Source organism: Streptomyces sp. Xyl84 (assembly GCF_059731885.1).
This window is the reverse complement of sequence record NZ_AP029182.1, coordinates 4860479-4882644: the sequence shown is the minus strand read 5'-3', so window position 1 is coordinate 4882644 and position 22166 is coordinate 4860479. Positions and strand designations below refer to the sequence as shown.

At 71.0% G+C, this 22166-nt stretch carries 14 protein-coding genes; all 14 read right to left on the bottom strand.

Annotated elements, in window-relative coordinates; translation table 11 throughout:
* Positions 1-418: 418 nt before the first annotated feature.
* The 14 genes from AC6I72_RS21155 to AC6I72_RS21090 all read right to left on the bottom strand — a co-directional run bounded on the left by AC6I72_RS21155 (position 419) and on the right by AC6I72_RS21090 (position 22151).
* The gene (locus tag AC6I72_RS21155; RefSeq protein ID WP_498002682.1) at positions 419-4852 is read right to left on the bottom strand and encodes an Rne/Rng family ribonuclease; all 4434 of its coding nucleotides are present in this window, start codon (positions 4850-4852) and stop codon (positions 419-421) included.
* Positions 4853-5130: 278 nt separating this feature from the next.
* Entirely contained in the window at positions 5131-5916 is a 786-nt protein-coding gene (locus AC6I72_RS21150; protein WP_498002681.1) for a TIGR03936 family radical SAM-associated protein, read from the bottom strand.
* Positions 5917-6587: 671 nt separating this feature from the next.
* Positions 6588-7124: a hypothetical protein gene (locus AC6I72_RS21145; RefSeq protein WP_498002680.1), complete on the bottom strand. Its 537-nt coding sequence runs from the start codon at positions 7122-7124 to the stop codon at positions 6588-6590.
* 40 nt (positions 7125-7164) lie between these two features.
* Positions 7165-9015: an alpha/beta hydrolase gene (locus AC6I72_RS21140; RefSeq protein WP_498002679.1), complete on the bottom strand. Its 1851-nt coding sequence runs from the start codon at positions 9013-9015 to the stop codon at positions 7165-7167.
* A 9-nt stretch (positions 9016-9024) separates the two neighbouring features.
* Positions 9025-9486 (bottom strand): hypothetical protein, encoded by a 462-nt coding sequence (locus AC6I72_RS21135; RefSeq protein ID WP_498002678.1) that lies wholly within the window; start codon positions 9484-9486, stop codon positions 9025-9027.
* Positions 9487-9691: 205 nt separating this feature from the next.
* A complete protein-coding gene (gene mycP, locus AC6I72_RS21130; protein ID WP_498002677.1) occupies positions 9692-10996 on the bottom strand; it encodes a type VII secretion-associated serine protease mycosin in 1305 nt (434 codons plus the stop codon).
* A 1171-nt stretch (positions 10997-12167) separates the two neighbouring features.
* Positions 12168-12668: a hypothetical protein gene (locus AC6I72_RS21125; RefSeq protein WP_498002676.1), complete on the bottom strand. Its 501-nt coding sequence runs from the start codon at positions 12666-12668 to the stop codon at positions 12168-12170.
* Positions 12668-13198 carry a hypothetical protein gene (locus AC6I72_RS21120; RefSeq protein WP_498002675.1) on the bottom strand — a complete coding sequence of 177 codons (531 nt, stop codon included), beginning with the start codon at positions 13196-13198 and terminating at the stop codon, positions 12668-12670. Before AC6I72_RS21120 ends, AC6I72_RS21125 begins: the two co-directional genes overlap by 1 nt.
* A 388-nt stretch (positions 13199-13586) precedes the next feature.
* Positions 13587-15536: a TIGR03960 family B12-binding radical SAM protein gene (locus AC6I72_RS21115; RefSeq protein WP_498002674.1), complete on the bottom strand. Its 1950-nt coding sequence runs from the start codon at positions 15534-15536 to the stop codon at positions 13587-13589.
* Between the two features lie 171 nt (positions 15537-15707).
* Complete coding sequence (gene rodA, locus AC6I72_RS21110) at positions 15708-16907, bottom strand: rod shape-determining protein RodA (protein WP_498002673.1); 1200 nt, start codon at positions 16905-16907, stop codon at positions 15708-15710.
* A complete protein-coding gene (gene mrdA / locus AC6I72_RS21105; RefSeq protein WP_498002672.1) occupies positions 16904-19177 on the bottom strand; it encodes a penicillin-binding protein 2 in 2274 nt (757 codons plus the stop codon). The genes rodA and mrdA overlap by 4 nt, the downstream gene beginning before the upstream one ends.
* Positions 19178-19260: 83 nt before the next feature.
* A complete protein-coding gene (gene mreD / locus AC6I72_RS21100; RefSeq protein ID WP_037854460.1) occupies positions 19261-19935 on the bottom strand; it encodes a rod shape-determining protein MreD in 675 nt (224 codons plus the stop codon).
* Between the two features lie 17 nt (positions 19936-19952).
* Positions 19953-20966, bottom strand: coding sequence for a rod shape-determining protein MreC (mreC, locus tag AC6I72_RS21095; protein WP_498002671.1), 1014 nt, complete (start codon positions 20964-20966; stop codon positions 19953-19955).
* A gap of 165 nt (positions 20967-21131) precedes the next feature.
* Positions 21132-22151, bottom strand: a complete 1020-nt coding sequence (locus AC6I72_RS21090; RefSeq protein WP_037854464.1) for a rod shape-determining protein — start codon at positions 22149-22151, stop codon at positions 21132-21134.
* Positions 22152-22166: the final 15 nt, after the last annotated feature.

Here is a 22166-nt window from a genome sequence, read left to right as displayed (position 1 = left end):
GAGGTTTACGGGGATGTGACGTGCTCAGTCGGCACGCCGACGGTCAAGATTACGGTCCCACCCCCGAAGGGGTCAAACCGGGCCCGGCCCCACGGATGTGCGGCTGCTCACGGCCGGAGCACCGGGCCGGACGGCCGCGGCCGGGCCGGGCGCCCCACCGGGCACGCGGCCCCCCTCGTCCGGGTCCGGTCGCGGAAACCGGCCCGGCCGCGGAAGCCGAGCCGCGTCCGTCCGGTGGCCGGACCCAGCCCCGCGGACCTCGTACCGCCGCCCCTCGGGCCGGGGCGGCGGCAGGAGACGCTTCCCCGCCCCGGGGCCACGCGTGACCCCGGTGGGCGCGGTGCGGCGCCCGTGCGCGGGTCCGAGCGGCCCGCGGTCCGGGCCTGTCCGTCGGACCGGCCCGGACCGCGGGTGCGGCTCAGCTCTCGTCGGCCGCCGTGGAGGCCGGCGCGGACGCCGCCTTCTTCGCGGCCGTCTTCTTCGCGGCGGTGGCCGTCTTGGCGGTCTTCGCCGCCTTCTTGGCCGTCGCCTTCTTCGCGGCGGTCTTCTTGGCCGCCGTCTTCTTGGTCGCGGCCTTCTTCGCCGTGGCCTTCTTGGCGACCTTGCGGGCCGTCTTCTTGGCCGGAGCGGCCTCCTCGGCGGCGTCCTCCGCCTCGGGGGCGGCGGCCTGCGCGTCAGGCGTGTCCGTACCGGCCTGGCCCGACGGGACGACCACGACGGCCGCCTCCTCGGACGCGGTCGGCGCGGTGGCCTTGCGCACGGCGCGACGGCGCGGACGGGCCGGAGCCGCCGTCTCGGCCGGCGCCTCGGGCTCCGCCTGCACGGCCTGCTCCACCGGCTCGGCCACCGGCGCCTCGGCCGGGACCTGCTGCGCCTCGGGCGCGGCCTCCGGGACCGTCACCACGGCCGCCTCGGCCCCCTGCGGGGAACCGGCCGGCGCCGACGCCCTGCGGGTCGCGCGGCGGCGGGTACGGCCCTTCGGCGCGGCCTCGTCGGCGACCGGGGCCTCGGCCGCCGGTGCCTCGGCCGCCTGCGCGGCCGGGACCACCGGGTCCTCGGCGGCCACGGGCTCGGCCTGCGCCTGCTCGGCGGGCTCCGGACGCACCGGACGCGCGGCCTCCTGCTCGGCGGTCACGCCCTGCGCCGTCGCGGCGGCGGGCGCGGCCGGGGCCGCCCCGTCGGCCGAGGCCTTCGGCGCGCCCGCCGGAGCGGACGCCCGCCGGCTCGCCCGGCGCCTGCCACGGCCCCGGGAGGCCGCCGCCTCCGCCTCGGCGACGGAGCTGTACAGCTCCTCGTCCGGGGACATCTCGAACGCGGGCAGCGCGACCGGCTCGGAGACCGCGGGGGCCTCGACGGCCTCGGACTCGGCCTCCGCCTCCTCCTCCGCGGTCGGCACGGCGACCTGGGCCGCCACGGCCTCGTGCTCGTGCTCGTGCTCGTGCGGCTGCTCGGCACCGGCACGGGCGCGCTTGCGGCGCTTGCCGCCACCCGCTCCGCCCGCCGACGGCTGCTCCAGGTGGACGATGACACCGCGCCCGTTGCAGTGCACGCAGGTCTCGGAGAAGGACTCCAGCAGACCCTGGCCGACCCGCTTGCGGGTCATCTGCACCAGGCCCAGCGAGGTCACCTCGGCCACCTGGTGCTTCGTACGGTCCCGGCCCAGGCACTCCAGCAGGCGGCGCAGCACCAGGTCGCGGTTGGACTCCAGGACCATGTCGATGAAGTCGATCACGATGATGCCGCCGAGGTCGCGCAGCCTGAGCTGGCGCACGATCTCCTCGGCCGCCTCCAGGTTGTTCCTGGTGACCGTCTCCTCCAGGTTGCCGCCCTGGCCGGTGAACTTGCCGGTGTTGACGTCGATGACGACCATCGCCTCGGTCCGGTCGATCACCAGCGAACCGCCGCTGGGCAGCCAGACCTTGCGGTCCAGCGCCTTGGCGAGCTGCTCGTCGATCCGGTACGTGGCGAAGACGTCGACCTCGCTCGTCCAGCGCGACAGGCGCGGGGCGAGGTCGGGCGCGACGTGCGAGACGTAGCCGTGGACGGTCTCCCAGGCCTCGTCACCGCTGACGACGACCTTGGTGAAGTCCTCGTTGAAGATGTCGCGCACGACGCGGACGGTCATGTCCGGCTCGCCGTACAGCAGGGTCGGCGCGCTGCCGCCGCCGTTCCTGGCCTTCTTCTGGATCTCCTCCCACTGCGCCTGCAGGCGCTCGACGTCGCGGCGCAGCTCCTCCTCGCTGGCGCCCTCGGCGGCGGTACGCACGATGACGCCCGCGTCCTCGGGGACGATCTTCTTGAGGATGGTCTTCAGCCGGGCCCGCTCGGTGTCGGGCAGCTTGCGGCTGATGCCGGTCATCGAGCCCTCGGGGACGTACACGAGGTAGCGGCCCGGCAGGGAGACCTGGCTGGTCAGGCGGGCGCCCTTGTGCCCGATCGGGTCCTTGGTGACCTGCACCAGCACGGGCTGACCGGACTTCAGCGCGGACTCGATGCGGCGCGGGCCGCCCGACATGCCGAGCGCCTCGAAGTTGACCTCGCCCGCGTACAGCACGGCGTTGCGGCCCTTGCCGATGTCGATGAAGGCGGCCTCCATCGACGGCAGGACGTTCTGCACCTTGCCGAGGTAGACGTTGCCGACGTACGAGGTCGACTGCTCCTTGTTGACGTAGTGCTCGACGAGCACGCCGTCCTCCAGGACGCCGATCTGCGTACGGTCGCCGTGCTGGCGGACGACCATCACGCGCTCGACGGCCTCGCGGCGGGCCAGGAACTCGGCCTCGGTGATGATCGGGACGCGGCGGCGGCCCTGCTCGCGGCCCTCGCGGCGGCGCTGCTTCTTGGCCTCCAGGCGGGTCGAGCCCTTGATGGACTGCACCTCGTCCGTGCCGTCACCGGCCCGCTCGTCCTTCTTGCCGCGCGGCTCGCGGACCTTGACGACGGTGCGCTCGGGGTCGTCGGCGGACGACTCGGCCTCCGGGCCGCCGTCCCCGGCCCGGCGGCGCCTGCGGCGGCGGCGACGGCTGCTGCTGTTGCCGCCGGAACCCGCGGTCCCCGCGTGCTCCTCGTCCTCGTCGCCCTCCTCGGCGTCCTCCTCGGCCTGCTCGGCGGTGTCCTCGGCGTCCTGCGCGGCCTGCACGGCGGCGAGGTCCCCGCTCTCCTCCGGCTCCTCGTCACCACCGGCCTCCGCGGACTCGCCGCGGCGACGGCGGCGGCCGCCCCGGCGACGGCGGCGGCGGGAACCGGGCTCCTCGCCCTCGTCGCCGTCGGCGGCGTCCTCGGCCGGCTCCTCGTCCTCCTCCGCCTCGTCCTCGGCGGCGGGGACGGCCTGCGGGGCCCGGACGGCCTGGGTCTCGGGCTCCTCGTCGTCCCCGGCGCCCCGGCGACGGCGGCGGCGCCTCGATCCGGCCTGCTCGGCCTGCTCGGTCTGCGCGGCCTTCTCCGCCGGCGGCGCCTCGGCCACCGCGGACTCGTCGGGCTCCTCGTCCGGGACGGCCTCGGCGGCGGCCTCGGCGGCGGCCCGCTGCGGGGTCTGGAACTTCGGCTCCGCGAAGACGGGCTGCTGGAAGACGGCGACGGCGGGGCGGGCGGGCTTGCGCGGCGCCTCCTCCGCCTCCCCGGCGGCGGCCTGCGCGGCGGGCTCGGCGAACCCGGTCGCGGCACGCCGCACGACCCGGCGACGGCCACGGCGCGGCGCGGCCTCCTCCGCGGGCTCGGCGGCGGGCGCGGGCTCGGGCTCGGCGGCGGCCTGGGCGGGCTCGGCGGCGGGGGCCTCGGCGACCGGCTCACTCACCTCGGCGGCGGGCGCCGACACACGGCGGGTGGCGCGGCGGCGGGTCCGCTGCGGGGCGGCCTCCTCCTCGGCGGGGGCGGCGGCGGGCGCGGGCTCGGCCGACGGCTCTTCGGTCACGGGCGTCTCGGCGGCGGGCGTCTCGGCGGTGGCTGCCGCCGCACGGCGCGTGGCGCGGCGGCGGGTGCGCGGCGGAGCGGCCTCCTCCTCGGCAGCGGCCTCGGCGGCCGGGGCCTGCGCCTCGGACACGGTCTCGTCCGTACCGCCCTCGGGCGTACCGGCCGGGGCCGACACACGGCGGGTGGCGCGGCGGCGGGTCCGCTGCGGGGCGGCCTCCTCCTCGGCGGGGGCGGCGGCGGGCGCGGCCTGGGCCGCGGGCTCCGCGGCAGCGGGCGTCCCGGCAGCGGCAGGGGCCTCGGACGCGGCGGCCTGCGGTGCGCCGGCGGCGGCAGAGGCGCGGCGCCGGGTACGCCGGGCGGGCGGGGGCGTCTCGGTGACCGCCTGGGCGGCGGCGGGAGCCGTCTCCTCGGCGGCCTGCACCGCCTCGGTGGTCTCCGCTGCCGCCGGGGCACCGGCGGGCGCGGAGGCGCCGCGCGTGGCACGGCGGCGGGTACGGCGCGGGGCGGCGGCCTCGCCGCTCTCCACGGTCCCTGCGGACGTCTCGTCGACGGCCGGGGCGGAGGCTTCGGCCGACGCCTCGGCGGCCACCGGTACGACCGTCTCGGCCTCCGCTGCGGCCTGGGCGGCCTTGGGTGCCCCGGTGGGCGCGGAGGCCCGGCGGCGGGTACGGCGCGCGGGCGCGGCCGGCGCCTCGGGCTCCGCGTTCACGGCGGCGGCATCCTGCGCCTGCTGCGGCGTCTCTTCCTCCTCCGCCTGCTCGGCGAGCGCGGCGGCCTCGGCGGGCGCCGCGGCGGAGGCGGTGATCTCGGCCGGGGCCTCGGAGCCGGCGGCCGGCGGACCCGCCGGGCGGGAAGCGGCACGGCGCCGACGACGCGGCGGCAGGGTGTCGCTGGGGGTGTTCAGTTCTTCGGAACCCTGGGTGGGTTCGGTCGGTTCGAGCATGCGGGCGAATCTCCCGTCAGGCTCCCGGGCGCCGCGCCTGGTCCGGTGTCCGATCGCATCGATCGGACACCGTTGACGTCCGCGGCCTCGCGGTTGCGCGATGGCCGCCGTCCGGGGCGCGGGCGCCGCACGGGAGCTCTCTGTGTCCTGTCTCGCCGGTTCCGTACGCTCTTGTCGCGTACGGCCTGGCGAAAGTCTTCTGGTCGGTGCGCTGCCCGACCCAGGTGGCTCCCGAGTACGAGGGCGGCGCTTCGACGTCCGTCCCTACGGAACCTTCCCTAAGCAGGCGCCTTCGCGGCGGCAGCGTCGGCGGCCCCTGATGAAGCGGCCGGGGCGGCCGGGTCTGCCTCGCGGTCGGGCGCGAGCGGGTCGGTCACCGTACCGGTCTCTTCATCGAGCAGCCCCTGCGCCAGCCTGGTCACCGCTGCGGGGACCGGCGGCGCCAGGTCGGCCACGGCGCGGAGACCGGACAGGACGTCGTCGGGTCGTACGGCAGGCGTCACGTGCCGAACGACCAGCCGCAGTATCGCACAGGGCTGGTCGGTCGGCCTATCAGCCGCCGAACCGTGCGTTTCGACGCTCTCCAGACTCACGACCGCGGGACGGGCGTCGAAGGTGCGCGTGCCGTTCTTGGTCATGCGCTGTACCTCGACGCTCCCGGCGCCGTTGAAGGCGGCGACCGCGCGGTCCGCCTCGGCGGGCTCCACGCCGTCCAGCCGCAGCTCCCACACGGAAGCCGTCAGCCGGTCGGCGAGCCCCGGCGTGCGGGCCTCGACCGCCTCGACGATGTCCAGCCCGGCGGGCATCGACTCGTCGAGGAGGCCGCGCAGCCGCTCCGGGTCGCGGGACGCGGTGAGCGCGATCTCCAGGTACTCCGCCTCGCTGCCCGTGCCGGTGGGTGCGGCATTGGCGTAGGACACCTTGGGGTGCGGGGTGAACCCCGCCGAGTACGCCATCGGCACCTCGGCGCGGCGCAGCGCACGCTCGAAGGCGCGCTGGAAGTCACGGTGGCTGGTGAACCGGAGGCGGCCGCGCTTGGTGTAGCGCAGTCGGATGCGCTGCACCGCGGGTGCGGGCGGCGGGCCTTCGGGCTGTCGCTTGCCCAGGGGAACTTCTCCTTGTGTACGGCGGGTGGAGCGCGGGCCCCCTCCCCTGCGGCGGGGAGCGTTCGGGCCGGCGCCTTTTCCCGGCGCCGGCCGGTGCGGACGGCTCCCGCCTCGGCGGGGTCGTCTCGCGCCCGGTCCTTGTGTCAAGAGTACGCGTCGCGGCCACCGGAGGTTCCCGCCGGGCCGCGGTCCCCGCAGCCCGCCCGGCCCGCTCCCGGCCGCCCGCAATCAGTGCGTGTACCCGCTCCCCGCCGGCTGCTTCACGCTCAGCGGCAGCAGTTTCCGGCCCGTCGGGCCGATCTGAATGGACGTGTCCATGGCCGGGCACACCCCGCAGTCGAAGCACGGCGTCCAGCGGCAGTCCTCGACCTCCGGCCCCGGTCGGCCGTCCCGGCCAAGCCCTGGTCCGCCGATACCACCGTGCCGGGATTCACCGAGCCGACACCGGGTCGGGCTGACCCGACAGGGGGCCTCTCTTCTCACGGACCTTGCCGACGGAGCGAGTGGGTCGGCTTGCAGCTGAGGCCCTTGGCACGTCCTGCGGCGGGAAGATACGGCAAGGCCGGCCGCGGCGACGTCTGCCAGCACTACCGTCCGGTCTTACGAATGGCGGCGTACGAGGAGCAGCATCACCTCTCGTCAGAGATGTTCGTGCCCGCCGGCGCCCTATAGCAGCGTGAGTTCACATCCACGGTGATGATCTGCTTCAGATTACCCGAGCGCTTTTTCGCCCACTCGATCGTGACAGCGTGATGCGTCTTCTCGTTAACTGCGATGATTTCCGGGTTGCGGGCGATCGACTCCGTCTCACCGTCCTTGGTAATTCTCCAGCCGTGCGCGGGGAGTTCCTTTCGAAGGTTGTCCATGGCCTGCCGGAAGGTTCCCGATTTAAGGTCGTAGACGGACCACGGGTGATGGATCGAGTAGTACTTCTCCATGTCCGGATCAACGGCGTCACAAGTATTCACTGCAGCACTGGACTCCGTGACCTTTCCCTTCACCCCCATCCAGTCCAGGAGTCTGCTGGAGATGTCGTTGACCTCGTCCTTCGAGGTCTGAACCACCTGCTCCTGCGGCTTATAACCGAGCTTTTCTTCATCACTCTTGGATTCCACAGATGCACAACCTGTCAATACGATGGAGGCGGCGGCCGCGATGACGGACACTGTCGACAGTGGTCCGTTTCTCCGCGCCACATTCACCCAGTTAATCCTCAACAGTTACACCTTCATAGTCGCCCACGATGACACGAGCCTGATTCTTCAACGCTTCGGACGGGTTGCCATTCTTGTCGACATCCCAGTACGCCCCATGCCCACCGCCGTCCGTCTTCATGACAGTCGACCCGAAACCGTCGTCGGTTGGAATCGTGAAGTCACCTCCGAGACCGACGAGCCTACCGCCGCCAGTAACGAAGTCATCGTCACCCGTTCCTTGCATTGCCCACATGTGGTGCGGATCGATACCGAGATCACCGGAATGGGCTGCCTGCATACCCGGACTCCCTGCCACGACCACGTCGTCGGCTGCGAGCGGGCCGTCCAGGAATGATCCCGCTTTGGCCGCGTCCCCGATCACCGTCGAGCCGTAGCTATGCCCGATCAGTGTTGTGTGCCCAAGATTACTGGGGCCCGACTCGGTTTGATGGGCAACGCGTGTGCCATCCATGAATGCCCGCAGAGTCGGCCCAGCCTTTTCCGCGTACGAGTCATGGATGGCTTGCGGGATGATGTCGCCCTCATGTCCGGGATATGCCGAACGCGGGGCGTCATAGTCGAACCAGGTGATCGTCGAGACGTTCTGGCCCGGAGCCAGTGCCGTGCTGGATGCCCAGAGTCGCTCCCCTCGGACGATGTCCTTGTCGATGCCGCCCAAGTGCGTGCCCGTTCCCGGAACATAAACGGCGGTGTGGTCGGCTGTGTCCGGGTTGCCGTTGGCCAAGATGACCTTGCCGTCTCCTCCCTTGCCGATAGAGTCGAACCCAAGAAGGTACGCCTCGGGCATTCCGTCCGCACCAGTCCGGTCGAACCGGTCCTGAATAGCTTTCATGCCCTGCAAGCGGTCTTCCAGACGGTCCTTCCGAGTGCTGTACTTCTCGTTCCACGCCATCCACTCGTCCGAGTGCACCCGCACCGGCCCGCTCATGGTGTTGATCATCGTGTACTTGTTGGCCGGCTCGGGAGGGATGGAGGCAAGGTCCAGCCGGTACCTGGCCTCGGACTCGGAAAGCAATGTGCGGTTGGCCTCGTCGCGGGCAGCGGCAGGCAGGCCATCGAGAGCCCCGACAACGTCGGGGTGCAGCGACAGGTACGCGGTGCGTTCTTCGGGGCTCAGTTCCCTCCACCACTGGGCGTTGCCTTCGGCGCCACCGTCCGTGGGCGGGTGCTTGATGCTGTCGAAGTAGTGATCCCCGGCCTTGGACACGCCTTTCATGTCCGACCCCACATCGACCCAGTCGCGGTTGGAGACGGTGAGGTCGTCATCGGCCTTCAACGCCCGGATCTTCGGCTCCCACTTGCTGTCCGCATCCGTGGCCTCTTGCAGGGCGGCGGCGATCCGGTCCGCAATGGCAACGGCCTCGGCATGATGCGGGTTGGGGTCGAAGTTGGCGGACTGACGACCCACGGCCTGCGCTGTCGGGTCGGTGGCGCCGCTGACCGACCCTCCCTGGGGCGGTTCCTCAGCACCGTTGACCGGCCGGCCCTCGGGGTAGGTGACGCTGCCGTCAGGGTTGACCGTGAACTTCCGAGCCGCCGCGTCATCCAGCGCCGACAGGAGCTTCTTGCGAGCCGAGTCCATGTCGTAGGCGAAACCGTTGAGCGCCACGCTGGCCAGGCTGCATTCGATCTGAGTGTAGTGAAAGTTGGCGGACAGCTTCTTCAGCTCCCCGATCGCAGCTTTCAGCGCTTCGCCACGGAGGGACTTGTTCATGCCGGCGATGATGACGTTGTCGATCTCGTCCTTTGCCGCACTGGCCATGTCACTGGTCGCTCGATAGCCGTCCGCTGCTTGCTCGAACTCCGACGGCTTGAGGTTCTTGAGGGTGGCGAGGTCCATGGATGCCTGTCACTGTCCCGAGCCGTGACCGCCGAGGGCGGGGGTATCGGCGTACTTGAGGTCGACGTTGCCGAACGCGGCCCGGACACCCTCGTCCGTGAGGAGCAGGTCATGCCCGACCTGGTCAAGGACTTCTTTGACACCGCCACACCGCTCGCTGACGGACTTCAGGTAGCGAGCCCAGGAGCTGCACACCATTTGCTGGGCGCCAGCAGTCAGGCACCCCGCATCGTCGCCGAGACCCCTTTGCCCGTCCGATAGCTTGGCCAGAGCCTTGCCGATCTCGTCCCGCAAACCGCCGACCCCCTCACCCGCCTTGTTCCAGGCGGCCTTGGTCGACTTGAGTCCGTCCGTCACGCTGCTGGTAACGTTCCCGCCACCCGGGTCCGCGACCTGGTCGATGTGCACCTTCTCGGAACCGCCACGCGCTGCGGCGTCTGCTTTGAGCTGCTCCCACTCGTCCCATGCCATGGGCGGTTCCCTCCCTGTCACCCCCGGAGGTCGGGCCGGGGATGCATCCTTCCCCACCGGGCGGTGATGGGTGCGGTGACTGATGTACACGCTACGCAGGTTGCAGTTGTGATGTGTCCGTGCGATCACTCAAATCTGGGCCTGAGTATCTGTACCCAGACCCGCGTTGCGGGCAGGAAGCGCGCAGGCCGGATATGGGTGTGGCTCAATAGGGTCGGTGCTGGTCCTGCGGATTCCTGCTGGTCGGGCCGTACGACGACGAAGGCCCGTACGGCGCCTGCGAATGCGCGGCCTGTCCGGTTCCAGCCGTGCGCTTCCGGCGCCGCATCGCAGCGAAACCCGCGGCCGCGCCGGCGACGATCACGGCACCTGCACCGGCAGCCACCCAGGTCCCCGTGCTCGAAGACGAGTCATTCCTGGCTCCGGCGGCTTGGTGCTCCTTGCTGTCCCCGTACCCGGTCGACGGCGACACCGACGGCGCTGCGGAGGCCCTCACCGGGAAGTCCGGCAGCGGGTACTGATCGGCCGGGCCCGGGTTGCCCGGTTCGGTCAGGGCTATACGCGGGCGAACGATGCCGTAGCCGATCGAGTCCGTACGCTTCGAGCCGTCCACCGGGGCGCCGATGGTGTTCAGCATGACCCGCAAGACCTGGTTGTTCGTCCAGGTCGGGTGAGCGGACCAGATCAGAGCGGCACTCGCCGACGCCAACGCCGTGGCATCACTGGTGCCGTGTGACGTGCACAGACCGGTTCTGCCTCCGCAGGCCTCGACCATGTCCTCGCCCGGGGCGGCCATGTCGACCTGCGGCCCGAACTCGGACTCGGCCGTCTTCTTGAGGTTCTTCCCGATGGCCGCAACACCGACAGCGCCCGGAGTCGCCGCCGGGTACATCACCGGGTTGCCCTTGTCTCCGTCGTTGCCGACACCGGCGAAGACCAAGGCTCCCTTGTCCAGTGCATACTTCACCGCACTGGTCAGCTCCGTTCCGCCGACGGTGGACGCCTGGGAGATGTTGATGACCTTCGCACCGTGGTCGGTGGCGTACCGGATTCCCGTGGCCATCGCCGTGGCGAACTCCTTGTCCGCCACGCCCGGATCGAGCTTCTCGACACGTGGCAGGCGGACGGGGAGGATCTTGGTCCCGGGTGCGAGGCCGAACGCCCCGTGCCCGCCGGCACGTGCTCCGGTAGCAGCGATGAAGCCGGCCATGCTGGTGCCGTGGCCTTCGTAGTCGGTGTGCTCGTCACCACGTTCGGTACTGGCCATGTCCTTGCCAGGCAGGATCCGGCCCGCCAGGTCGGGATGGTCCGCGTTCACCCCGGTGTCGAGGACCGCGACGGTGATGCCCTGGCCCGTGCTGGTCTTCCACATCTGCTCGGCCTTCATCGCGTCCAGGAACCACTGCTGGCCGCGCACCGACTCGGCATGGGCGGGCAGCGCTGCCGCGCCCACGAGCAGCATTCCTGCAGCGGTGGTGAGTGCCGCGCGGCGGGCGGTGAAGCTGGGCATGTGAAGCGGTCCGTTCCCTGCGAGACGGTCAGTCGACAGTGGGAGGCACGATACGGCGCCTGTCGGGCAACCAGGTCTCCTGGTCCTCGGCGACGAATCCGGGACGCTGATCGCGGCGGTCCTTGTTGCGGCGCTCCTTGCCGTCACGCTGCGGAAGTGCGGAGGCCGCCCGCGATCCCGTCACGCGATGCCGCCGTGCCCGGGACGGCGCGCTCACCGGAGGCTGTACGGGCCGTGCGCTGGGCGGGAGGAGCCCCCCATGACACCCCGCCCGGGAGCGGCAGTGCTGCCCGCAGGTGTCTGTCCACGGGGCGTTGCCGGCCCTGCGAAGCCTTCGTTGCCCACGACGCCTCTTCCGGTGCCAGGGCGGGGCACAGATCCGGGACGTCCCCCTGGCGTCGAGCCGGTCATGCTGCGGCCTTCCGCTCGGCCGCCGGACATGCTGCGCCCCATGGTGGCCTGTCCCGCGGGTTCGCCACCGACGACGATGCCCCGGTACGGCATCGCCCTGCCCGTGGGCGGCTGCGAGGGGCGGCCTCCCACGATCCCCCGAGCGCCCGGAGTGCGTCCGTACTGCGCCGATGCGGTCGCGTGACCGGCACCAGGAGCGGTACGTCCGTCCTCAAAGCCGGGCGTGCCCGTCCGAGGGCGTGCGGTTCCCTGCCCCGGTGTGGGCGGACGGGTGTACCGATGGTGCGGCCTTGTCCAGGGGGCTGCGACGGACGGGAAGGCAGCTTCGCCCCCGAGAGCGTACCGGTGCGTCCCGTCGCCGGGCCGGTCATCGGCGGCACCGGCACGCTTGGCGTGCTCGGGCCGGACGTGGCCGGGCTGTGCGTGGGAAGCAGCGCAACCCTTGTCGCGGTCGGCGTGTGCGTGGTGGGGAGAATCGCCGTCGAATCGATCCCGGTGTGCGGAACACTGGCGGGATCCGCGTGCAGAGTGCCGCCTGCAGACACCCCACCAGCATGACCCGCCACTGTGCCCTGCGGCGCATGGTCCGGCATCCCCTCGGACGCAATGCCGGCATCGCCTGTGACTCCTGCGCTGGACACCGCGCCAGACGGAGCCGACCCAGTAGCGGTCCCCGGGAAGGCCGTGTCCTTGCCAGATCCGATGCTCTTGGAGCCCTTCGGGACGATCGCGGCCGGTGGCGGTGGGATCGCCGGCTTCTTCAGTGCCGCGATCTGTTCCGCCGACTGCTGGTACGCCTGTCGTGTCCCAGCTTCGTCATCTCATCCGCGGTCTGCTGGCGCACCTGCTCCTTCTGCGCGGTCGCCTTCGCCAGGATGCCCGCCGAATCAGGGTCGTGTGGCGCCGCCTTCGCCGCATCGATGTTCGCCTGGGCCCTACCGTCGTCACGGGGTACCGACGCCTTCGCACGGGCGATCGCGTCCGCGGCGTGCGACAGGTACATGCCCGAATCGTTGGCGTAGTCCGCGACCCGCAGCGTGGCGTTGGCGAAGTCTCCACTCCACGTGCGAAAGGAGTCGGCGCCCTGTCCCTTCCACTCCACATACTGCGGACGGGTCTTGAGTTCACCGGCGATCTTCTCGATCTCCTTGGCAGCCGCGAGGAACTTGTCCGCCCCAGCCTGCAGGTCATTGGCGTTCGCCTCATCGAGCCACGCCAGCATCTCCTCATGGGACATGTCCGCGAACGGATCGGCGCCCATCAGATGCCACCCGCAGTCTCGGCGTCCGGCGCCTCCGCTGAGGACTTCCGACCGCCCCGCCCGCCACTGTGCTCGCCCGCCTGGTGGGGCAGATCAGGCGTGTACTCGGCGCCGAAGTTCTTCTTCGCCTCCGCGTGGATGGCGTTGAGCCGGTCACGGACATCCGCATCCACGTTCTCGTATCCCTGGTGCGAGGCGAGCACCGCGAGCCCCATGCCCTCGATCGAGACCGAGACCAGCCTGGACAGCTCCTCCAGCGACTCGACCACAGTGGCGTGCGCCGTGTGCAGCCTGTCAGCCGGATGCCACACCCCTGCCCCGCCGCCGTAGCTGGCCCGGGTCGGCTGGTCCATGCCCACCTGATGCGCGCTGGCCGGCGTCTGCTTGAGGTCTTGGACGAGCTGGTCGATGCGCTTTGGGAACTTCGTGAACGACGTCAGCTCCGTCATCAGGTCCTGGGCGGCACCTGCGGCGTCCTTCACCGCGTCGAAAGCCCCCGACGCCCATGAGCTGCTGTCCCCCGTGGGCACATGGCCTCCTCAGACACATCCCGTGGCCTGCAAGCCAACTACCGTGACTGTATTGGCGTCCTGCACCAAGGCGCCTGAGTACCGGTACTCAGGCGCCTCACCACGCAGGGATTGGCGCGCCCGTGCGGCGACGTGGGCGGCAGTCGTTCTGGTGCGCTCGCCGTCTCGGTGGCCGGTCAGCCCAGTCAGTTCCCCCGAGCCACGGTGCACCGCCCGTCTCACTTCCGCCTGTGGGAAACAGGCGGCCTCAACGACCGAGAGGCGTCCGGGACCCTCGTCCGGACGCCTCTCGTCACCTGGACCCACTCGGCCGCAGAGGCGATGCCCTCAGCCCGCCGGGGAGCCGGGAGCGGCGTGCGCCTCTCGGGCCGCTCCCGGCCGCCCGCGATCAGTGCGTGTGCCCGCTCCCCGTCGGCTGCTTCACGCTCAGCGGCAGCAGTTTCCGGCCCGTCGGGCCGATCTGGATGGACGTGTCCATGGCCGGGCACACCCCGCAGTCGAAGCACGGCGTCCAGCGGCAGTCCTCGACCTCCGTCTCGTCGAGGGCGTCCTGCCAGTCCTCCCAGAGCCAGTCCTTGTCCAGACCGGAGTCCAGGTGGTCCCAGGGCAGGACCTCCTCGTAGGAGCGCTCGCGGGTGGTGTACCAGTCGACGTCGACGCCGAAGGGGGCGAGCGCCTTGTCCGCGCAGGCCATCCAGCGGTCGTAGGAGAAGTGCTCGCGCCAGCCGTCGAAGCGGCCGCCGTCCTCGTAGACCGCCCGGATCACGGCGCCGATGCGGCGGTCGCCGCGGGAGAGCAGGCCCTCGACGATGCCGGGCTTGCCGTCGTGGTAGCGGAAGCCGATGGAGCGGCCGTACTTCTTGTCGCCGCGGATCTTGTCGCGCAGCTTGGCCAGGCGGGCGTCGGTCTCCTCGGCCGACAGCTGCGGGGCCCACTGGAAGGGGGTGTGCGGCTTGGGGACGAAACCGCCGATGGAGACCGTGCAGCGGATGTCGTGGGAGCCGGAGACCTCGCGGCCCTTGGCGATGACGCGGGTGGCCATGTCGGCGATCTGCAGGACGTCGTCGTCGGTCTCGGTGGGCAGGCCGCACATGAAGTACAGCTTGACCTGGCGCCAGCCGTTGCCGTAGGCGGTGGCGACGGTGCGGATCAGGTCGTCCTCGGAGACCATCTTGTTGATGACCTTGCGCATCCGCTCGGAACCGCCCTCGGGGGCGAAGGTCAGGCCCGAGCGGCGGCCGTTGCGGGTCAGCTCGTTGGCCAGGTCCACGTTGAAGGCGTCGACGCGGGTGGAGGGCAGCGAGAGGCCGATCTTGTCGTCCTCGTAGCGGTCGGCGAGGCCCTTGGCGATGTCGCCGATCTCGCTGTGGTCCGCGGAGGAGAGCGACAGCAGGCCGACCTCCTCGAAGCCGGTCGCCTTCAGGCCCTGCTCGACCATGTCGCCGATGCCGGTGATGGAGCGCTCGCGCACCGGACGGGTGATCATGCCGGCCTGGCAGAAGCGGCAGCCGCGCGTGCAGCCGCGGAAGATCTCCACCGACATCCGCTCGTGGACGGTCTCCGCGAGCGGGACGAGGGGCTGCTTGGGGTAGGGCCACTCGTCCAGGTCCATCACGGTGTGCTTGGACACGCGCCACGGCACGCCGGACCTGTTGGGGACGACACGGGCGATACGGCCGTCGGGGAGGTACTCGACGTCGTAGAAGCCGGGGACGTACACCCCGCCGGTCTTCGCCAGGCGGAAGAGGAGTTCCTCGCGGCCGCCCGGGCGGCCCTCGGCCTTCCAGGCACGGACGATCTCGGTGACCTCCAGGACCGCCTGCTCGCCGTCGCCGATGACCGCACAGTCGATGAAGTCGGCGATCGGCTCGGGGTTGAAGGCGGCGTGGCCGCCGGCCATGACGATCGGGTCGTCGACCGTGCGGTCCTTGGCCTCCAGGGGGATGCCGGCCAGGTCCAGGGCCGTGAGCATGTTGGTGTAGCCCAGCTCCGTGGAGAAGGACAGGCCGAACACGTCGAAGGCCTTGACCGGGCGGTGGCTGTCCACCGTGAACTGCGGGACGCCGTGTTCCCGCATCAGCGCCTCCAGGTCGGGCCACACGCTGTAGGTGCGCTCGGCGAGGACGCCCTCCCGTTCGTTGAGCACCTCGTAGAGGATCATGACGCCCTGGTTGGGCAGGCCGACCTCGTAGGCGTCCGGGTACATGAGCGCCCACCGGACGTCGCACTCGTCCCAGCTCTTGACGGTGGAGTTGAGCTCGCCGCCCACGTACTGGATCGGCTTCTGCACATGCGGGAGCAAGGCTTCGAGCTGCGGGAAAACCGACTCGACGGTCATCGCGGGGAACCTTCGTGAGCTGACAGGGGGGACCCTCAAGCCTAACCCGGCCGAGGGACTGCCCCGAACGGCCGCGGTACGGGCCCGGCCCGGCGCCCGGCCGCGGTACGGACCGGCCCGGCGTCGGCCCGCGGCGGGGCCGGCGCCGGGCCGGGTCCGGTGTCCGGTGCGCTACGCCGACATGGGCCGCTGCACCCTGATCGACTGCAGCAGGCCCACCGCCACCCATACCGCGAACATGGACGAGCCGCCGTAGGAGACGAACGGCAGGGGCAGGCCGGTGACCGGCATGATGCCCAGGGTCATGCCGATGTTCTCGAAGGCCTGGAAGGCGAACCAGGCGACGATCCCGGCGGCGACGACGGTGCCGTACAGCTCGGTGGTCTCGCGGGCGATGCGGCAGGCGCGCCACAGGACGACGCCGAGCAGCAGGATGATCAGGCCCGCGCCGGCGAAGCCCAGTTCCTCCCCCGCGACCGTGAAGACGAAGTCGGTCTGCTGTTCGGGGACGAACTGGCCGGTGGTCTGGGAGCCGTGGAAGAGGCCCGCGCCGGTGAGGCCGCCGGAGCCGATGGCGATACGGGCCTGGTTGGTGTTGTAGCCGACGCCGGACGGGTCGAGGCTGGGGTTGGCGAAGGCCGCGAACCGGTTGATCTGGTACTCGTCGAGGATGTGCAGCTGCCAGATGGCGATGCAGCCGACCGCGCCCGTGGCCAGCAGGCCGAACACCCAGCGGTTGGAGGCGCCGGAGGCGAGCAGCACGCCCAGGATGATGGCCACCAGGACCAGGACCGTGCCGAGGTCGGGCATGAGCAGCACGATCAGGATCGGTACGGCGGCCAGGCCCAGGGACTGCAGGACGGTGCGGTGGTCGGGGTACTCCTTGTCGCCGGCGTCCACCCGCGCGGCGAGCATCATGGCCATCCCGAGGATGATCGTGATCTTCACGAACTCCGAGGGCTGGATGGAGAAGCCGCCGCCGAGCACGATCCAGTTGCGGCTGCCGTTGATGGTGGCACCGAGCGGGGTGAGCACCAGCAGGATGCCGAAGAGCGAGGCGCCGTAGAGGATCGGGACCGCGCTGCGCAGCGTGCGGTGGCCCAGCCAGACGGTGCCGATCATCAGGGCGAACCCGATGCCGGTGTTGAGCAGGTTGCGGATCAGGAAGTAGTACGGGTCGCCCTGGTTGATCTCGGTGCGGTTGCGGGTGGCCGAGAAGACCAGGGCGGTGCCGATGCCGGAGAGCGCGAGCGCCGACAGCAGTATCGGCCAGTCCAGGCGGCGGACCACCGAGTCACGGGCGAGGAGCCGGGTCCAGCCGGCCCGCTGGGGCCCGTAGCCGGGGACGGAGAAGTTGTTCGCGCCGGTCATGCGCAGGTCCTCCGGCTTCCCCTGTTTCCCCGGCGGCGCGGGCGCCTGCGGGTGTCGCGGTTGCCCGTGGAGGTGTTGGTGGTCGCCGGTGTCTGCTGGCCGTCGGGCGCGGTGGTGGAGCCCTGCTCGGCGACCTGCTTGGCGATCTTCTCCTGGTCCTTGGCCGGGTCGCCGGGGATCTTCGGGGCGGGGATGGTGCCGTCGGGCTGGATCTTCGGCAGGCTCGTCTGCGGGGTGGGCAGCAGGGCCTTCCGGTTGTCGACGGAGCCGTCGGCCTGCACGCCGTACAGGGCGCTGTAGATGTTGCGCACGGCCTCACCGGAGGCGCCGGAGCCGGTACCGGCCTGGGCGATGGTCATGATGACCGTGTAGTCCTTGGTGTAGGTGGCGAGCCAGGACGTGGTCTGCTTGCCGTAGACCTCGGCGGTACCGGTCTTGGCGTGCAGCGGGATCTTGTCCTGCGGCCAGCCGTTGAACTTCCAGGCGGCGGTACCGCGCGTGGCGACGCCGGCGAGCGCCTGGTCCATCATGTCGCGGGTGGCCTTGGTGATGGGCAGCCTGCCGTGCGCCTGGGGCTTGATCTCGGTGACGTGCTTGCCGTCGGGGCTGACGACGGCCTTGCCGATGGTCGGGGTGTACATCGTGCCGCCGTTGGAGATCGCGCCGTAGATCACGGCCTCCTGGATCGGGGTGAGCAGGGTGTCGCCCTGGCCGATGGAGTAGTTGATCTCGTCACCCTCGCGCATCTTGTTGCCTTCGAGGCAGTTCTCGTAGGCGATCTTCTCGACGTAGGTGCCGTTCTTCTTGCCGGACTTGCACCAGGCGTCCTTGTTGACCTCCCAGTACTTCTGCTTCCAGCGGCGGTCGGGGACGCGGCCGGTGACCTCGTTGGGCAGGTCGATGCCGGTCTCCTTGCCGAGGCCGAACTGGTGGGCGGTCCTGAAGAACCAGTCCTTGGGCTGGCCCTTCTTCGGGTTGATCCCGCCGTCCTTCTTCCACTCGCTGTCCGCGAGACCGTAGAAGACGGTGTCGCAGGAGACCTCCAGGGCGCGGCCGAGGGTGATGTCGCCGAAGTTCTCGCCCTCGAAGTTCTTGAAGGTCTGGCCGCCGACCGAGTAGGAGCTGGTGCACGGGTAGGCGCCGTTGAAGTCGTAGCCGGCCTGGACCGCGGCGGCCGTGGAGACCACCTTGAAGGTCGAGCCGGGCGCGGACTGACCCTGTATGGCGCGGTTCAGCAGCGGGTAGTCGGAGTTCTTCCCGGTGAGCTTGGCGTAGTCCTTGGCGGAGATGCCGCCGACCCAGACGTTGGGGTCGTACGTCGGCGCGGACGCCATGGCGACGACCCGGCCGGTCTTGGCCTCCATGACGACGACGGCGCCGGAGTCGGCCTTGTAGTTGGTGCCGGTGATGCTGTCGTACTGCCGGCGGGCGGCCTTCATGGCCTTGTCCAGCTCGTACTCGGAGACCCGCTGGACGCGCGCGTCGATGCTGGTGACCAGGTTCGAACCGGGCTCGGCCGCGTCCGACTTGGCCTTGCCGATGACCCGGCCGAGGTTGTCGACCTCGTAGCGGGTGACGCCGGCCTTGCCGCGCAGCTCCTTGTCGTACTGCCGTTCGAGGCCGGAGCGGCCGACCATGTCGGAGCGCAGGTAGGGCGAGGAGGTGTCCTTGGCCCGCTGGATCTCGTCGTCGGTGACGGGCGAGAGGTAGCCGAGGACCTGCGCGGTGTTGGACTTGCCGGGGCCGGCGTAGCGGCGCACGGCCTCGGGCTCGGCGGTGATGCCGGGGAAGTCCTCGGCGCGCTCGCGGATCTGCAGGGCCTGCTTGGGCGTGGCCTCGTCGGTGAGCGGGATGGGCTGGTAGGGCGAACCGTTCCAGCAGGGCTGCGGGGTCTTGGCGTCGCACAGCCGGACCTTCTGCTGGATCTCCTGCGGGTCCATGCCGAGGACGCCGGCGAGCTTGGTGAGGACCGCCTTGCCGTCGTCCTTCTGCTTGAGCAGGTCGGTGCGGGAGGCGGAGACCACCAGGCGGGTCTCGTTGTCGGCCAGCGGCACGCCGCGGGCGTCCAGGATGGAGCCGCGCGTGGCGGGCTGGACGACCTGCTGGACGTGGTTGCCGGACGCCTCCTTCTGGTAGTGGGCGCCCTCGCGGATCTGGAGGTACCACAGCCGGCCGCCGAGGGTGCCGAGCAGGGAGAGGACGAGGATCTGGATGACGACGAGCCGGGTCTGGACCCGTGGGGTCCGGCCGGTCTCGGGAATGTTGGTCACTGGTGCTGCCTCCCCCTCTCAGTGTGCGGACGCGTCGTGTCCGGCGCGGGCGTGGGACCCGCCGCCGTTCAACCGCCGTGCTGTCACAGGCGCTTGACCCCCTTGATGCGGCCCACCCGCGTGGTGCGGGTGCGGGCCTTCGTCTTCAGACCGCCGAGCGCGCCGCGCTGGCCGCCGATGCGCAGTCCGGTGCCGGAGGAGAGCCAGCCCGAGGAGATGTCGGACTTCTTGGCCGAACCGGCCTCGGCGAGCGGGTCGTTCTCGGCGCGCCGGGCCAGCGCCATGATGCCGGGGACCACGAACGGGGCGAGCAGCAGGTCGTAGACGGCGGCGCTGATCAGCAGGCCGGGCAGGCCGACGTGGCGGGCGGCGGTGTCGCCGACGAGGGCGCCGACCCCGGCGTACAGCAGGGTGGAGCCGATGGCGGCGGCGACCACCACGGCCATCGGGCCGGTGGCCGACCTGACCTGGCCGGTCTCGGGCTTGATGAGTCCGGCGAGGTAGCCGATGACGCACAGCACGAGGGCGTAGCGCCCGGCGGCGTGGTCGGCGGGCGGGGCAAGGTCGGCGAGGAGTCCGGCGCCGAAGCCGACGAGGCAGCCGCCGACGTGGCCGTAGACCATGGCCAGGCCGAGCACGGTGAGCAGCAGCAGGTCGGGGACGGCACCGGGCAGGTGCAGCCGGGCCAGGACGCTCACCTGGATCACCAGGGCGACGACGACCAGCACGGTGGAGAGCAGGATCCGGTTGAGACGCATGGGGACTTTTCTCGCTCCTACTGCTGCTGGCCGTCGGTGGACTGCGCGTCGGGCCCGCCGGTGCCGCCGGCGTCGGGCAGGCCCGTGGTGCCGTCCCCGGAGCGGCCGGCGGTGTTCGCGTCGGCGGAGGGGGTGACGGTCACGGTGACGGTGGGCGTCGGGGTCGGCTTGGGCTTGGGCGGCAGGACCGTGTCGCGCGGGTCCTTCTTCGGGGCCTGGACGACGACGCCGACGACGTCGAGCTTGCTGAAGCCGACGTACGGGGTGACGTAGACGGTGCGGGTCAGGTCGCCGCCGGAGGGGTCGACGCGGGAGACCACACCGACCGGGACGCCGGGCACGAACGGCTTGTCGGACTGCGAGCCGAAGGTGATGAGCCGGTCGCCCTTCTTCACCTCCGCCTTGCCGTTGAGGAGCTGGACGCGCATCGGGCGGTCGCCCTGGCCGGAGGCGAAGCCGAGTTCGTCGCTGCCCTCCATGCGGGTGCCGACGGTGAAGTCGGGGTCGTTGGCGAGCAGGACGGTCGCCGAGTCGGGACCGACGGTGGTGACGCGGCCGACGAGTCCGTCGCCGTTGAGGACGGTCATATCGCGGCGGATGCCGTCGTTCGAGCCTGCGTCGATGGTGATGGTCCAGGAGAAGCCCTGCGCGGCTCCTATGGCGATGACCTGGGCGCCCTTGATGCCGTACTGGCCCTGGCCGGCCAGCTTCAGCATCTTGTCCAGCTGGCCCAGGCGGCTGCGGGTGCGGTCGTCGCTGCCGAGCTTGGCCTTGAGCGCCGCGTTCTCCTTCTCCAGCGCGGCGAGCCGGTCGTGGCGGTCGCCGGAGTCGCGGACCGCGGAGACCGCGTTGCCGACCGGGTCCACCGCCCCCGACACGCCGTTCTCGATCGGGCCGAAGACGGTGGCGGCGGCGCGCCGGGCGCCGTCCACCGGGGAGTTCTCCCCGCCGCGGATGTCCACCGTGATCAGCGCGAACGCTACGGCGATCAGCAGCACCAGGAGCAGCCGGCTCTCTTTCGTGTCCCTCACGTGCGGCGGCCGTGCCCTTCCTCGTAGGAATTCGGGTGACCCCGTGGAGAACGCCGGTGGCGAAGCGCGCACCCGAGGGGCCCGTTTGTGGGAGCTTATGCCTCTATATCAACGATCCGCCGTACGAGAGGAGATCATCTCGTACGGCGGAATCGAAAAGTTGCGTCATCGGCGCGGCTGGGCGTCCAGGACCTGCTGCAGCGCCTCGAACTCCTCGACGCACTTGCCGGAGCCGAGCGCCACGCTGTCCAGCGGGTCCTCGGCGATGTGGATCGGCATGCCGGTCTCCCGGCGCAGCCGCTCGTCCAGGCCGCGCAGCAGCGCGCCGCCGCCGGTCAGCACGATGCCCCGGTCCATGATGTCGCCGGACAGCTCCGGCGGGCACTTGTCGAGGGTCGTCTTGACGGCGTCGACGATCGCGTTGACCGGTTCCTCGATCGCCTTGCGGACCTCGGCGGCCGAGATGACGACGGTCTTGGGCAGGCCGGAGACGAGGTCCCGGCCGCGGATCTCGGTGTGCTCGTCGGCGTCGAGTTCGTACGCGGAACCGATCGTGATCTTGATCTGCTCGGCCGTGCGCTCGCCCAGCAGGAGGCTGTACTCCTTCTTGACGTGCTGGATGATCGCGTTGTCCAGTTCGTCGCCCGCGACGCGGATGGACTGGGCGGTGACGATGCCGCCGAGCGAGATGACCGCGACCTCCGTGGTGCCGCCGCCGATGTCCACCACCATGTTGCCCGTGGCCTCGTGGACCGGCAGGCCGGAGCCGATGGCCGCGGCCATGGGCTCCTCGATGATGTGCACCTGGCGGGCGCCGGCCTGCGAGGAGGCCTCGATGACCGCGCGGCGCTCGACGCCGGTGATGCCGGAGGGCACGCAGACCACGACCCGCGGACGAGCCAGATACCGCCGCTTGTGGATCTTCAGGATGAAGTACCGGAGCATGCGCTCGGTGATCTCGAAGTCCGCGATGACGCCGTCCTTGAGCGGGCGCACGGCGACGATGTTGCCGGGCGTGCGCCCGATCATCTTCTTCGCCTCGGCGCCGACCGCGAGGATGCCACCGGTGTTCGTGTTGATCGCGACGACGGACGGCTCGTTGAGTACGATCCCGCGACCCCTGACGTACACCAGCGTGTTGGCGGTCCCGAGGTCGACAGCCATGTCACGGCCGATGAACGACATTGAGTTCCCCATCAG